The 12,838-nt window shown below is 33.7% G+C and carries 15 protein-coding genes and 1 tRNA gene; 8 read left to right on the top strand and 8 right to left on the bottom strand.

Translation table 11 applies throughout. The features are described 5' to 3' along the window. The first annotated feature begins 39 nt into the window (after positions 1-39). Genes NKOR_RS08355 through NKOR_RS08345 form a run of 3 tightly spaced genes read left to right on the top strand, consistent with a single transcriptional unit; the run spans position 40 to position 2,676 of the window. Positions 40-645 (top strand): Rieske (2Fe-2S) protein, encoded by a 606-nt coding sequence (locus NKOR_RS08355; protein ID WP_014963917.1) that lies wholly within the window; start codon positions 40-42, stop codon positions 643-645. Further along, positions 629-2,218, top strand: coding sequence for a cytochrome b (locus NKOR_RS08350; RefSeq protein WP_014963916.1), 1,590 nt, complete (start codon positions 629-631; stop codon positions 2,216-2,218). The genes NKOR_RS08355 and NKOR_RS08350 overlap by 17 nt, the downstream gene beginning before the upstream one ends. After that, positions 2,215-2,676, top strand: a complete 462-nt coding sequence (locus NKOR_RS08345; RefSeq protein ID WP_014963915.1) for a cupredoxin domain-containing protein — start codon at positions 2,215-2,217, stop codon at positions 2,674-2,676. Before NKOR_RS08350 ends, NKOR_RS08345 begins: the two co-directional genes overlap by 4 nt. Here the strand turns inward: NKOR_RS08345 and NKOR_RS08340 are convergent. From NKOR_RS08340 to NKOR_RS08325, 4 genes are all read right to left on the bottom strand, one after another. Then, the gene (locus NKOR_RS08340; RefSeq protein ID WP_014963914.1) at positions 2,673-3,023 is read right to left on the bottom strand and encodes a hypothetical protein; all 351 of its coding nucleotides are present in this window, start codon (positions 3,021-3,023) and stop codon (positions 2,673-2,675) included. The genes NKOR_RS08345 and NKOR_RS08340 overlap by 4 nt on opposite strands. A 41-nt stretch (positions 3,024-3,064) precedes the next feature. Continuing rightward, positions 3,065-3,139: transfer RNA gene (locus tag NKOR_RS08335), tRNA-Arg, on the bottom strand. Between the two features lie 33 nt (positions 3,140-3,172). Further along, complete coding sequence (locus NKOR_RS08330; RefSeq protein WP_014963913.1) at positions 3,173-4,036, bottom strand: DNA glycosylase; 864 nt, start codon at positions 4,034-4,036, stop codon at positions 3,173-3,175. Continuing rightward, complete coding sequence (locus NKOR_RS08325) at positions 4,017-5,282, bottom strand: MBL fold metallo-hydrolase (protein ID WP_014963912.1); 1,266 nt, start codon at positions 5,280-5,282, stop codon at positions 4,017-4,019. The genes NKOR_RS08330 and NKOR_RS08325 overlap by 20 nt, the downstream gene beginning before the upstream one ends. A 289-nt stretch (positions 5,283-5,571) precedes the next feature. Here NKOR_RS08325 and NKOR_RS08320 point away from each other — a divergent pair, with 289 nt between their 5' ends. Beyond that, entirely contained in the window at positions 5,572-5,874 is a 303-nt protein-coding gene (locus NKOR_RS08320; RefSeq protein WP_014963910.1) for an ATP-binding protein, read from the top strand. Positions 5,875-5,912: 38 nt separating this feature from the next. On the opposite strand, the gene tgtA is transcribed toward NKOR_RS08320, so the two are convergent. Together tgtA and NKOR_RS08310 are read right to left on the bottom strand one after the other, a co-directional pair. Then, complete coding sequence (tgtA, locus tag NKOR_RS08315) at positions 5,913-7,424, bottom strand: tRNA guanosine(15) transglycosylase TgtA (RefSeq protein WP_016939489.1); 1,512 nt, start codon at positions 7,422-7,424, stop codon at positions 5,913-5,915. Positions 7,425-7,455: 31 nt separating this feature from the next. Further along, positions 7,456-8,004 (bottom strand): adenylate kinase family protein, encoded by a 549-nt coding sequence (locus NKOR_RS08310; RefSeq protein WP_016939837.1) that lies wholly within the window; start codon positions 8,002-8,004, stop codon positions 7,456-7,458. A 72-nt stretch (positions 8,005-8,076) separates the two neighbouring features. On the opposite strand from NKOR_RS08310, the gene NKOR_RS08305 reads away from it, so the two are divergent. Together NKOR_RS08305 and kae1 are read left to right on the top strand one after the other, a co-directional pair. Further along, positions 8,077-9,264, top strand: a complete 1,188-nt coding sequence (locus tag NKOR_RS08305) for a redox-regulated ATPase YchF (protein WP_014963907.1) — start codon at positions 8,077-8,079, stop codon at positions 9,262-9,264. A 1-nt stretch (position 9,265) separates the two neighbouring features. Continuing rightward, positions 9,266-10,249 (top strand): KEOPS complex N(6)-L-threonylcarbamoyladenine synthase Kae1, encoded by a 984-nt coding sequence (kae1, locus tag NKOR_RS08300; RefSeq protein ID WP_014963906.1) that lies wholly within the window; start codon positions 9,266-9,268, stop codon positions 10,247-10,249. On the opposite strand, the gene NKOR_RS08295 is transcribed toward kae1, so the two are convergent. Next, positions 10,246-10,569, bottom strand: a complete 324-nt coding sequence (locus NKOR_RS08295) for a hypothetical protein (RefSeq protein WP_014963905.1) — start codon at positions 10,567-10,569, stop codon at positions 10,246-10,248. The genes kae1 and NKOR_RS08295 overlap by 4 nt on opposite strands. Before the next feature lie 37 nt (positions 10,570-10,606). On the opposite strand from NKOR_RS08295, the gene NKOR_RS08290 reads away from it, so the two are divergent. Together NKOR_RS08290 and rdgB are read left to right on the top strand one after the other, a co-directional pair. Beyond that, positions 10,607-11,227, top strand: coding sequence for a KEOPS complex kinase/ATPase Bud32 (locus NKOR_RS08290; RefSeq protein WP_014963904.1), 621 nt, complete (start codon positions 10,607-10,609; stop codon positions 11,225-11,227). Beyond that, positions 11,211-11,777 (top strand): RdgB/HAM1 family non-canonical purine NTP pyrophosphatase, encoded by a 567-nt coding sequence (gene rdgB, locus NKOR_RS08285; protein ID WP_014963903.1) that lies wholly within the window; start codon positions 11,211-11,213, stop codon positions 11,775-11,777. The genes NKOR_RS08290 and rdgB overlap by 17 nt, the downstream gene beginning before the upstream one ends. Here the strand turns inward: rdgB and twy1 are convergent. After that, positions 11,737-12,765: a 4-demethylwyosine synthase TYW1 gene (gene twy1, locus NKOR_RS08280; protein ID WP_014963902.1), complete on the bottom strand. Its 1,029-nt coding sequence runs from the start codon at positions 12,763-12,765 to the stop codon at positions 11,737-11,739. The genes rdgB and twy1 overlap by 41 nt on opposite strands. Between the last annotated feature and the right edge of the window lie 73 nt (positions 12,766-12,838).

Raw genomic sequence — 12,838 nt, 5'->3', positions numbered from 1 at the left:
ACAAGGTTTATAAGCAATTTGGCGAGTACGTCAGCTTGAATGTCAGAGGTGGGGACAAAAAAGTCTGCCGGATTATCCCGAAGAGACTTTCTAAAGTTAATGGGTGCCGCAGGAACTGGTTTAGCTTTTGCTCCGTTTGTCCCATTTGGAAATTTCATGCCAAACCCAAATCAGGCTTCTCTTGAAAAGGTACCTGTAATTTTGCCTGATGGCACTCAAGCAAATGTTAACACTTATCCAGTTAATCACGCTGAAGTCATTACATATCCAGCTACAGGGGATGCCGCACTTGACGCAGAAGCATTTCGTAAGTGGCAATTCATCCGACTTCCTGAAGAATTAGGTGGTGGGAAAAATGATATCTCTGCATTTAGAGCTTATAGTATGATTTGTTTACATCTTTGGTGTTTATGGAAATATTGGCCTGATGAGGGAAGAAAAAGAGGAGAATGTCCTTGTCATGGAAGTATGTATGATCCGGTAACTGGAACTGCTTTTGTTGGTCCTGCATCAGTACAAGCAGCACCTTCAAACACTTTACCTAAACTAACTTTAGAAATTGATTCAGATGGATTGGTGTTTATCATGCCACCAAATTTCAATGCAAATGATAATGGAGTAATTGGATATGGCCGTTTCGCTTGAGCAAAGAAGAAACGGTGTAGTTGAATTTCTTTATTGGTTATGGGATGGTGTAGATAGAACCATCTTTACTGCAATCAAGTTTTCATTTCCTGCAAGATTTGTAAGTCCATTTGGATTTTTGGGAATGTTAACATTCATTGTATTTATCATTCTAGGAATTTCTGGAGCTCTACTCATGTTTTATTATCAACCAATTTTGGATAGGGCATGGGATAGTGTTCAATTCATCAATGACGAAGTTCCATTTGGTTTCCATATAAGAAACATACACTATCATGGCTCTAATGCAATGGTACTCTTGGCTGTTCTTCACATGTATTATCAATACTTTAGTGGAAGATACAAAATTAGAAATGAAGTATTATGGATGACTGGTGTTATTTTGGGTGTTGTAACTATTTTAGAAGCATTTACTGGATATGATGTTATCTTTAGTGAACGAGCAGAACTTGCAATTAGTATTGCAGCGTCTCTAACAACGTCTATCCCTGTTGCAGGCCCGACAATTCGTGATGCAGCGTTGGGTAGTGGGTTTTCTGACTTTGTATTAAGATTCTATGCTCAACATGTATTCTTGTTACCAATTGTTATGCTTGGATTGATGGCTGTTCATTTTCCACGGTTCTTAGTATTTGATGTACCTATGGTAATGGCAATTGGTGGTGCAATTCTCATCACAGGAGGTGTGTTCCCAATTGACATGGGATTCAAGTTTGAACCTACGGTACCGCCTGGTGTTACTGTTCCTGAGTGGTATTTGACAGGAATTTACGCGTTCATGAGGACACAATATGACAAGTTTGTAACAGGGTTACTCTGGCCGTTGATATTTATCATATCGTTTGTATTGGTTCCATTCATTGATAGATACAAGAAATTCTCTTGGAGAGAAAGACCAATTGTCACTGCATTTGGAATTACTAGTCTTGCACAAATAATGGTCACAACTTATTGGGGATTCTATATCTCACCTGACATCTCAGTTCCATTGGTAGAACGTCTGGTAATTGATCCAATATTCTTCTATTCTACAATGATCTTAATGGTTCCTTTAGGATTTGGATTCACTTACATGATGATTAAGCTTGCAAATGAAGCAGAAAGAAAATCAAAGATTGCAAAAAGTACTGGTCCAAAGAAAGTGGCTACAATCAATCTTTCTGAAAAATGGATTAATTGGGTATTGATTGCATTATTAGCATTCCAAGTATTTCTAAACATTGCAGCATATAATGCAGCATTAACAGGAATGAAGAATGTATCATTGTTCTTTATTGGAATTATTTTGTTGGTATTTGCAGCATTCTTCCATGTGTATAGATATGGATTAAGTGAACAAAAAAATGCTCCACCGCCACCACCAGTTCCAGTATCTGATGAAAAACCAAAACTTGCAGAACCTGAGACATCTGAACAAAGTGAACTTCCAGAAGATACTACCAAACCAGAGGAAAAACCAAAAGAATTGGCTCCTGAAATTCCTACTCCAAAATCTCAATCCGATTTAGGAGTTGGTGCAAGTAATGACTCAAATATTGGAACCGATGATCTTGATGGGGTGAAAAAATTATGAGTAGTCCAACATCAAGTCATGCATATGGTATAGGATTAATTGCATTAATTGTTGGCATGTCTGCAACTGTTGTATTTTACACATCTTTCTACCTTCCAGAATCTTTGGCAAAGCCTTCTGTATCTGAACACATTTTGAATCCTGAAAAAGAACTAATTATACAAATTGTTCCTGGTGCTGTTATAGAAGGTAATGAAAACTACGTTCCAAACAAAGCTGAAGCGTTGTTAGAAATCAATAACAAAGTGATTTGGGAAAATCATGATGATACTGCTCACACTGTGACCCCTGATCATAGGCATGCTGATACGTACAGTGGTGATTTTGGCTCTACTGGTGTTCTAAAACCTGGAGATACCTATGAATTTCTATTTACTGAGCCACAAGAAGTTCATTATCATTGCCAACCTCATCCATGGATGACTGGTTCAGTTATTGTAGAAAAGAGCAGATTCTAGTTAGAATACTTTGCAAAAATTATTTGACTTTCAATTTCTTTGTGTTGTTCAATAATTGATGCCCTGAATTTTACTTCATATTCTTGGGTTGGCTCAAATTTTATCACTGCAGTAAATTCTGCTTTGTCATCTATCATGACGTCTTTGTTGATAAATAATCTTGCCACATTATTTGAAATGGTTTTTCCATTGTATGACTTGTAGGTGATGTGTTCATTTGAATCCAAAATCTGTGTATTGATTACTACTCCGTCATATCTGCCTGGATATGACACAGTAATTGTTCCTTTAATCTCGGAATTTGGATGAATATCTGTTGAATTTAATTTGAATTCTATATCTTTCACAAAAAACCCATCTTCTGGTTAGAATAAATAATTTTGTTAAGCGGGCCCAAAGGGCTTCGATCCCTTGACCATCGGATTAGAAGTCCGGCACTCTATCCATGCTGAGCTATGGGCCCAAAAACCTAGCAATTAATTACCATTTTAAGGGTTTACAGCCACTTTTTTCTGTAGTTTTCTCTTTCCATTTTGAAGAGAAATTGTTGAGCATATCCTGCATATGGGCCAAAATAATCTACAATTTTTTTATGTAGAATTTCATATTGTTTTTCTGTAATTGTCTTTGTGTTCAATTGAAATTTTTTTGAATAATATTTTTCTAAAATTCTAATCATCCATCTATCTAATGGAAATGCTTCTAATTTGTCAAGAGAAAATAACAAAATACAATCTGCTACCTTGTTTCCTATGCCTGGAATGATACACATTTTCTTTTTTGCATCAGAATAACTGTCTGTTTTTAGGTTTTCAATTTTGAATTTTTCAGAGGATATAATTTTTGCAGCTTCTTTTATGAATTCTGCACGGTATCCTACACCACACTTTTTAATTTCATTTATTGATGCTTTGGAAAGTATTCTTGCATTAGGAAATAAAAAAAATTCCTGATCTTTGTATTCTATTCTTTCCCCAAATCTCTTTGATATATTTTCTAAATTATTTTTAATTTTTTGGATGTTTGAATTAGATGATATAATAAATGAAATTATGCATTGAAAAGGATCTTGTTTTGTGATTCTTAATCCTGGATATTTTTTTACAGCATTTTTTACTATTTTATCTTTTGAAATGGACTTTATTATTTTATCAAAATTATCTTTATTTCTAAAAAAATCTGTTTTATAATTTTTAAGAGATTTTATTTTTCCATATTCGTCTACCTGAAGAACATCTTGACCATTGATCCCATACCAATACTTGTCATTTTTTTTCCAAAGAAAAACTTGGCCGCTATTTATTGAATTTTCTACATCTATTGGTTGTTTGACTTGCATATCATACAGTAATTTCTTCATTTACTGCAGGAGAGTGTGCCTCTAATCCAAATTTCTCATGTATTTCTTGTGCAAACAAATCACATGATTCAGAATCTCCGTGTACTGTGAGTACTTTGGGATTTCCTTTGATTTTTTTTATCATGTCAAATAACTCATTTCTGTCTGCATGACCTGAAAACTCAAACTGTTTTACCTGTGCAGTTACGCTGATATCTTTTCCTCTAGCTGATACCTTTCCTGTTTCTAACAATTTTTTGCCTGGAGTGCCTTCGCCTTGATATGAAACAAGAGCAATCCCGTTTTTATCATTAAATGCTAGATGCTGTAAATAGAAAACTGCATTTCCACCAACTAGCATACCTGCAGGAGAAATAACAACACAGGGTTCTTCCATTACCCGTTTTCTTTCAGCATGATCTGTTATTGCAGTAGCACCTTTAATTGCATCAGAAAATACTTTTGGATCTCGGAGATATTCTGGATGTCTAAACATTATTTCATTTACTTTTAATGCCATCCCATCCATGATGATTCTATGTTTAAAATTTGCATTCCTTAAAATGCATGCAATTTCTTGAGAACGCTCAACTGAAAATGATGGAATAAACAATATGCCTTTTCTGTCCATTACTTCTTTTGCAAATTCTATTAGTTCATCTTCGGACTCTTTTCTTGGTTTTTGTTCTGTTTTGGCGTATGTACTTTCAGTAATTAACATGTCAATTTCTCCAATATCCAAATCCATCTCTCGAAGCATTCTTGATCCATTTGTTTTAATGTCTCCCGTATAGAATAGTCGTTTTCCCTCAGATTCTACTAGTACTGTACTTCCACCAATCACGTGTCCTGATTCTCTTAGCTCAAACGTTGCATTACCTTTAGTTACCTTTTGCCTAAATCCAATCTCTTTTGCATTTTTCATCATATTGTTTAATTCAGGTATGTCAAATGGATGTGAATTTTTTTCAATTTTTAGCATATCTTCAATTAATAATTTTGATAAATCAAATGTTGGAGGAGTTGCATATACGTCAGTATTTCCACTTACAAAAAGTGATGGAACATTTCCAGAATGATCTAAGTGAGCATGTGTAATTATTATTGCATCTAAATCCTTGGGTTTTACGTGAAGCGGATATTGTGGTGGTGTGCCCCTTCTACCAAACAACACTCCGTAATCTAGTAGGAGGTTTGTTCCATTACAATTTACTAAAAAACCTGATCTGCCAACCTCATTGGCTGCTCCTAAAACTTTGACATTCAAGAATTAAGATGAATTTTCATCTACGTTAAAACCTTCTTGAGTGAAAACCGATCATTATGCCTAACATGGAGAAAGCAGACCTCAATCCATCTTCTGCAGAATTACTTGACTGGGTTACTTCTGGTCAAATAGACGCAATGAGAAAATAAACGTGATAATCACGTTATCTTTTTGTTTTTTAAAATTTTCAGTCCAAACTTTGCGCATGATTTTTGACGATCAAATTTCATAACAGGGTTATGGATATCAATCATGGTTTAAATAGTAACCAAGCAATCTTACTGTTGTAATGCCAATAGCAATACTTCCAGACATTGATGAACAAAGATGTATCGGATGCGCACTATGTGTAGAAATCTGTACAACACTTGGTCCAGATGTCCTTAGAGTAAAACCAGTTGAAGGCTGGAAGAGAGGTAAAGCATTTGTCTTCTACCCAGAAAGATGTATTTCTGATGGTGCATGCATCGGTGTATGCCCAACAAAATCAATCTTTTGGATGAGACCAATGAATTACACTGCTGGACAACCAGTACCTCTTCACAAAAACGGTGTCTTCATTAACGGTTGGGCCGAAGACGCAGCACTATAAGCTGAATCTTTTAGCACATTCTTTTTTCTTATTTTTAATTACGAAAAAGATTTTTTCTTGATTTTTTTTGGCAATGTTTTTACAAAATGTTTTAAAAATTCATCATCCTTATCATATCGAATTTCTGAAAACTGATTTTTTTCAAAAAATATGTGCCATGTTTTTCCAAATTCTGGGAATTCTTCAGGATCAAAATTCATTCTTGATGTCTCATGATGTGCAGCAGGAAACATATCTGAAATCTCAATTGGAATCAATCCTAATTGTGGATTATATTGACAAATTTGAATTTCATCAAAATCTTTGAGTTTTTTTGCCATGTTTACAAATTGATGAGATAGATATCCTGGTTTTGTTGATGATTCTTTTGTGATTAGCAGTTTCTTTTTCTTTGATTTGAATTCCCTAACTATCTCATGAAATGATTGCACTTCAGGTCTGTATTGATCTTCTTTGTCAAATAGAAAAATTGCTCTTTCCTTGAATTTTGGGGTTGCAATTTTTAGAAATTCAGCATTTTCTGTCATTACTTCGACCATCTCAAATAATTTTGGATGTGCCCTTGCTTTTTTTATAACATACTCCCATAATCTGCCTTCGTGTATTGCCTGTTTGACCTTGTCAACTTCTAATTTTATTGCATACAGATTATGAATTGCAAGTTCGTTTATTTTCTCTGTTGATTCTAACTGTCGTAATTCTTCAGGGGTATACTTTGAGCATATCTCACAATTACATGGAAACACTGCTATATCTGATAAGTACCGTGTTCCGTCTTCTGTGATGTACCTGTTTTGTTTTGCATACAGCATGTATGATGCAGAATCAAACGTATCGCAACCCAATGCCACTGCAAATGGAATCGTTAATGGATGTCCTGCACCAAAAAGATGTAATGGTATATTGTGTGGAATTTGTTTTTTTGCTGCTACAATCATCTGAGCTAATAATCTATATTCGTATGACTCCATGAACTCAACTGGACTTCCTAAAGCCAACATCTTGTAACCCATCTTGATCAAACCTTTTGTTGATTTTGCAACAAGATCAAAATGTTCTCCTCCTTGAATTGGCCCAATCCAAATCTGTCCATTGTCTTTGCTATTCTCAAGAGTTTGTTTACATACTCTAAGTGTATGTTTAACATATGCTTCTGCTTTTTTTATTGGAAGTCCAAATCCTGTTGGTTTGTCTAATGGAATTGCAAAGTCTGTCATAATCCCTTCTTCAAAATTTGCCATCTCTGTTGGAGATACTGGAACATCTCCGTACTCTAAAACTTGATAGCCTCCAGAGTCTGTCATGATTCCTCGATCATAATTTATAATTTCATGAATTCCTTTTTTTATTGCTTTATCTCCATAGTTGTTTCTTGTAATGTATGCATTTGTGATTACTATGTCAAAACCAATCTCTTTGATTTTTTTTGAGGGGATTGTTTGTTTTACTGGATGAATAACTGGAACATAAGCTGGCGTTTCAATCTTTCCATGGTTTGTCTCTATAGTACCTATGCGTCCTGCCAAATCTGTTTTTGATATCTCAAACAAGTACATTTTCAAATCAAAAGGTATTATTTAATCAATCAACAAAAAATTTTTTCAAATCATTATTTTTGGTAACTGACTCAAGCCAATCTATTTCTTCAGAATTCTGATTGCCTGAAATAGATGCCTGTATTTTATTTAGAATATCTTGCATTTCATTTTCACTAACGTTGATTTGCACAACTTTTTCTTCAAATTGATTTTTTGCATCATATGTAATGATACCTAAAATTTCACTGCTGGCATTTTCTTTACTCTTTTTTTCAGTATATCCCCTTTGTTTGTAGACTTTGATTAAATCATATGGGTTGCGTCTCAATACAATAACAGTACTGACTCTATTTTTATCTAGAACATATGGTGCCAAATGGCCTACAATTATGCATTTATTTGAAATCTTTTCTTTTAGAATTTCTTTGAGTTTTTCTGTATCAACATCATTTGACTCATCATTTTTTTCAAATAACCCTGAATCTTTTGCTATTTGATTAATATCCATTATTTCTAATTGTATTTTTTGTGCAAGTTCTTTTGCAATGGTATGTTTTCCAACCCCTGGGTTCCCTGTAATGACTATTGACATGCTGTAATTTTGTTTTGTGACCATTAAACGATTTCTGCAATACTAATAAGTAGAATTAGATTCTTGAGATCATTGCAAATTGGTTTACTTGGTAAAGCAAATGTTGGAAAATCTACCTTTTTTTCAGCTGCTACTGAGACACCTGTAGCTTCAGGAAATTTTCCATTTACAACAATTGAGCCCAATGTTGGTGTTGCATATGTAAAATCTGATTGTGCTTGTAAACATTTCAAAATTGAACATCAAAATGAATTATGTGTTAAAGGAACTAGATTCATCCCTGTCAAACTCATTGATGTTGCTGGATTGGTTCCTGGAGCCCATGAAGGAAAGGGATTAGGAAATCAATTTCTTGATGATGCAAGACAAGCTGAAGTTTTGATTCACGTTGTTGATATTGCTGGAACTACTGACATTCAAGGACAACCTGTTCCACCAGGAACTCATGATCCTCTTGAAGATGTGGAATTTGTTCAAGATGAATTTGATCAATGGTTTGCTGATATTTTAAAACGTGAGTGGGATAAAATTACTAGAGAAATTCATCAAAAAAGAGCTAAACTTACAGATGGAATTGCAAAACGGTTTACTGGTTTGGGAATTAAAGACTTTCAAGTACAGGATGTTTTGCAAAAACTAGGTTTTATCTCACGAGATCCAAAAGAATGGAATGATGATGACATGGTATCATTTGCAAAAGAACTACGAAAAAATACAAAACCTATGATTATTGCTGCAAACAAAGCTGATTTGTGTCCTGATCTGGAAATTATCAAAAAAATTGATGGTAGTGTTATTCCTTGTAGTGCTGAAACTGAACTGTTACTACGTAAAGCATCAAAAGCTGGTATTGTAAATTACTCTTCTGGAGATGAAGGGTTCACAATTCCTGAAGGAAAAGAGATTGCACCTCCTCAACAAAAAGCTCTTGATTTGGTAAAAACAGTATTTGAAAAAATTCCGTCTACTGGGATTCAAAAAATCTTAAACACCGCCGTATTTGACTCTCTTAACTTTATAGTAGTTTATCCAGTTGAAGATGAGACTAAACTTACCAATAAGGACGGTATGGTTTTACCTGATACTAAATTACTTCCACAAGATTCTACTGCAAAAGACTTGGCAGGATTAATTCATGCTGATATAGCAAAAGGATTCTTGCATGCAATTGACTGTAAAACAAAACAAAGAATCAGTGGTGATCAAAAACTAAAAAATGGTGATGTGATCAAAATTGTTTCAACTCTAAGCAGGGGATAAAATGTTAGGATTAGGAATAGAAAGCACAGCTCATACATTTTCATGTGCAGTTATAGAAAAAAAGGGAAACAAGGGAAAGATTCTCTCAGATGTCCGGAAAATATTTCGTCCTGCGGATGGAGAAGGAATTCATCCTAGAGAGGCCTCACGACATCATATTGAGAACAGTTCATCTGTATTATCTGAATGTCTTGACGAAGCAAATATCAAAATTAATGATTTAGATATTGTATCTTATGCTGCAGGTCCTGGATTAGGACCTTGTTTGCGTGTTGGAGCTGTAGTTGCAAGATCACTGGCTTCATTTTATAAAATTCCAATTTATCCTGTTAATCATGCATTAGGACATATTGAATTGGGAAAATTATTGACTGGTGCAAGTAATCCTTTGGTTCTTTTAGTATCTGGTGGTCATACAATGCTTTTGGCATTTCTAAATAAACAATGGAGGGTATTTGGTGAAACCCTGGATATTACTTTGGGCCAACTGCTTGATCAGTTTGGAAGATCAATAGGTTTTGCATCTCCTTGTGGAAAAAATATAGAAGAATTAGCGTCAACATCTTCAAACTATGTTACATTACCGTATTCAGTAAAGGGAAATGATGTATCATTTTCTGGATTACTTTCAGCAACAAAATCTGTAGCAAGAAAAAATAAATCTGATGCATGCTATTCTCTTCAAGAAACTGCATTTGCAATGATTTCAGAAGCTGTAGAACGTGCTTTATCTTTTACAAGAAAAAAGGAATTAATGGTTGTAGGTGGTGTCGCTGCTAACAAAAGATTATCTGAAATGCTGCAGGATGTGTGTAAGCGCCACGGTTCCAAATTTTATGTTGTTCCATTAAGATATGCTGGCGATTGTGGTAGCCAAATTTGCTGGACTGGTCTTTTAGAATCTAAAGTCAAGAAAGGAGCTTTACTCAAAGATACTTTTGTTACACAATCTTGGAGATTAGATACTGTTAAAGTCAATTACTAGTTTTTGTAATTCTCAATTGCCTCATTGATACTTTTGAGCCAATTTTTTGTATTAAATACACCAAATTTGTAGGTCTTGTCTCCTTCGCTTGTTTTTGCAATAAAACATACCTTTTTCATTAGTAATCCTTCTTTCCATGTTTTAGTCACATTATCTAATGTGACATTTAATATTGTGTCTCCCATATGTTTTGAGAAATCCATCATTCTTGCTCTGGTTTTATCAAAAGCTAATCTTTTGTTAGTTAATGTAAGAATTCCTGATCCTAAAACGTCTTCACTGCAATCTTCTTGTTTTATTCTTTTTTCTCCTTCTTCCATGATCAATTTTTATTGAATTCATTTGAATATAACGTTAATGAAACTAATCAAGAAAGGAGCTGAGGCAGATATTTATCAAATAACATGGCAAGATTTTCGCGCTATCCTAAAAATTAGAAAAACAAAAAATTATCGTAATCCTTCACTTGATTCAAAAATTCGTAAGCAACGAACAATTAAAGAATCACAAATAATTTCTCAAGTAAAATCATTTGGAATCCCTACACCTCTTGTTTATTTTGTAAACTTGGAAAACTCTTCAATCATTATGCAGGAAATACCGGGAAAGCCCATTCATGATTTATCAGAATCAAAAATTATTCATCTATCAAAAATAATTGGAAAATTAGTCGGCATGCTTCACAAAAATGGCATTATGCATGGAGATCTAACCACCTCGAATTTTATTTTATACAAAAATACTGTATATGTAATTGATTTTGGTTTGTCTCAAAATACAATCAAGCCTGAGGATCATGCTGTTGATTTAAGATTAATCAAAGAAATATTGAATAGTGCTCATGCAAAAATCATGGAATCTGCTTGGAAAAATTTTCTACTTGGATACAAATCAATAGTTGGAAGTGCCAATTATGTGAAAATTACTAAATTAGTATCTGATATAGAAAGTCGTGGTAGGTATGCACAAGTCGTTTGATATTTTTTTTGTATCTTCAAATTCCCATAAATACAAAGAGGCCAAAAATATTCTGAACTCGTTTGGAATAAAGTTAGGTTTTCTTAAATTAAGTTTGGAAGAAATACAATCTAATTCATTAAAAGAAATTGCAGAAAAAAAAGCACTGGATGCATTTTCAAAATGTAAAAAACCGATAATAATTGAAGATGATGGTTTATTCATTGACTCTTTGAATGGATTTCCAGGCCCATACTCATCTTATGTATTCAAAACAATTGGCAACAAAGGAATTCTAAAACTTGTTACAACAAAAAGAAAAGCAAAGTTTGTTTCAATCATTACTTACTGTGACAAAAAAATTTTAGAATCATTTGATGCCAAACTAGATGGGACAATTTCGAAAATTCAAAAGGGTAAAGGTTGGGGATATGATCCAATTTTCATTCCAAAAAATTCTAAAAAAACATTTGCAGAAATAAAATGTAAAAATGAATTATCACACAGATTCAAGGCTTTAAGAAAATTTTCTAATTGGTATTTGCATAAGCTGGAATCCAACGATCAATAAATCTTTTATTGTTTTGTAAAATTGAAATTCTTGAAACAAAACTTTCATCCATTACTGAAAATATCTGACTCTGTTTTGCAACTTGTTCGCTGAATTTTTTCACTTCTTCCATTTCTAACATGTTGGAGTGTTCTAGTCTGTTAGTGGAACGTCCAATGTGCATGTAAGATTTTATTTCAATGAAATGTGGACTTGATTCTTTAAACATTTTAGCAAATGCTGGAATCATTTCTTTTTGATCATTGTAATTTCTAATCAACGTAATTCTTAGAACCGTTCGAGTGTTAAGGTGTTTTAACATGCCAAGTGTTCTGTTCCATCTTTCCCATGAATCATCATATTTTGGTTTGTTAATTTTTAAAAATGATTCATAGTCTGCTGCATTAGTTGATAAATACAATTGTGTTGGAAGTGCATCTTCGTCTTGTAGTCTCTGAATCATATCTGGTTCTTGGCCATTTGTAACAAGAAAAATTGATTTTGTTGCTTCAAGTGAATTTAGATATTTTATTAATTCTGGTAATTTAGGATACATTGTAGGTTCTCCTGAAAGTGAAATAGCATAATGACTGGGAAGTAATGATTCATCTAATCTTTGTTTGTCATTTCTTGAATCTCCATAATATCCATTGATCAATTTTTTTCTTTCAGCCATTAGTTTAGTTAGAATTTCTTTAGGCTCTGCAACTTGTTCTGGTTTCATTTCTAGCGAATCATAAAACTCCATTGGCCTCCAACAATAAACACAACGATTCTCACAATGCATTCCTGCTGGTGAAAATTCCATACATCGATGAGTCGAAATCCCATAAAACTTGTGTTTGTAGCAACTACCTTCATGCTTGAATGATTTTTTTGTCCAGTGACATAGTTCTACAGTTGAATGATCAGAAACACCATACTTTGCTTTCTTTAGTTGTTCAGATATTGCAGGCTTGATTTGAATTAATTGTTCTTCATTATCAACTACTTCACCTGAACAACTCATGAGTCCAGATCTTGTTTTGGTTTACTTAAATTGATCGAGTTTTTTGTTCAAGACTGAAATTTTTACCAAAACC

The sequence above is a fragment of the Candidatus Nitrosopumilus koreensis AR1 genome (assembly GCF_000299365.1).
GTDB lineage: Archaea > Thermoproteota > Nitrososphaeria > Nitrososphaerales > Nitrosopumilaceae > Nitrosopumilus > Nitrosopumilus koreensis.
The sequence above is the reverse complement of the archived record's forward strand: the minus strand, read 5'-3'. Positions and strand labels throughout refer to the sequence as shown.

Excerpts from the sequence above, each read along its gene's own strand:
- NKOR_RS08355 (WP_014963917.1), top strand. The coding sequence starts at position 40 with ATGTCAGAGGTGGGGACAAAAAAGTCTGCCGGATTATCCCGAAGAGAC.
- NKOR_RS08350 (WP_014963916.1), top strand. The coding sequence starts at position 629 with ATGGCCGTTTCGCTTGAGCAAAGAAGAAACGGTGTAGTTGAATTTCTT.
- NKOR_RS08345 (WP_014963915.1), top strand. The coding sequence starts at position 2,215 with ATGAGTAGTCCAACATCAAGTCATGCATATGGTATAGGATTAATTGCA.
- NKOR_RS08330 (WP_014963913.1), bottom strand. The coding sequence starts at position 4,036 with ATGAAGAAATTACTGTATGATATGCAAGTCAAACAACCAATAGATGTA.
- NKOR_RS08320 (WP_014963910.1), top strand. The coding sequence starts at position 5,572 with ATGCCAATAGCAATACTTCCAGACATTGATGAACAAAGATGTATCGGA.
- NKOR_RS08310 (WP_016939837.1), bottom strand. The coding sequence starts at position 8,004 with ATGTCAATAGTCATTACAGGGAACCCAGGGGTTGGAAAACATACCATT.
- kae1 (WP_014963906.1), top strand. The coding sequence starts at position 9,266 with ATGTTAGGATTAGGAATAGAAAGCACAGCTCATACATTTTCATGTGCA.
- NKOR_RS08295 (WP_014963905.1), bottom strand. The coding sequence starts at position 10,569 with ATGGAAGAAGGAGAAAAAAGAATAAAACAAGAAGATTGCAGTGAAGAC.
- NKOR_RS08290 (WP_014963904.1), top strand. The coding sequence starts at position 10,607 with ATGAAACTAATCAAGAAAGGAGCTGAGGCAGATATTTATCAAATAACA.
- rdgB (WP_014963903.1), top strand. The coding sequence starts at position 11,211 with ATGCACAAGTCGTTTGATATTTTTTTTGTATCTTCAAATTCCCATAAA.
- twy1 (WP_014963902.1), bottom strand. The coding sequence starts at position 12,765 with ATGAGTTGTTCAGGTGAAGTAGTTGATAATGAAGAACAATTAATTCAA.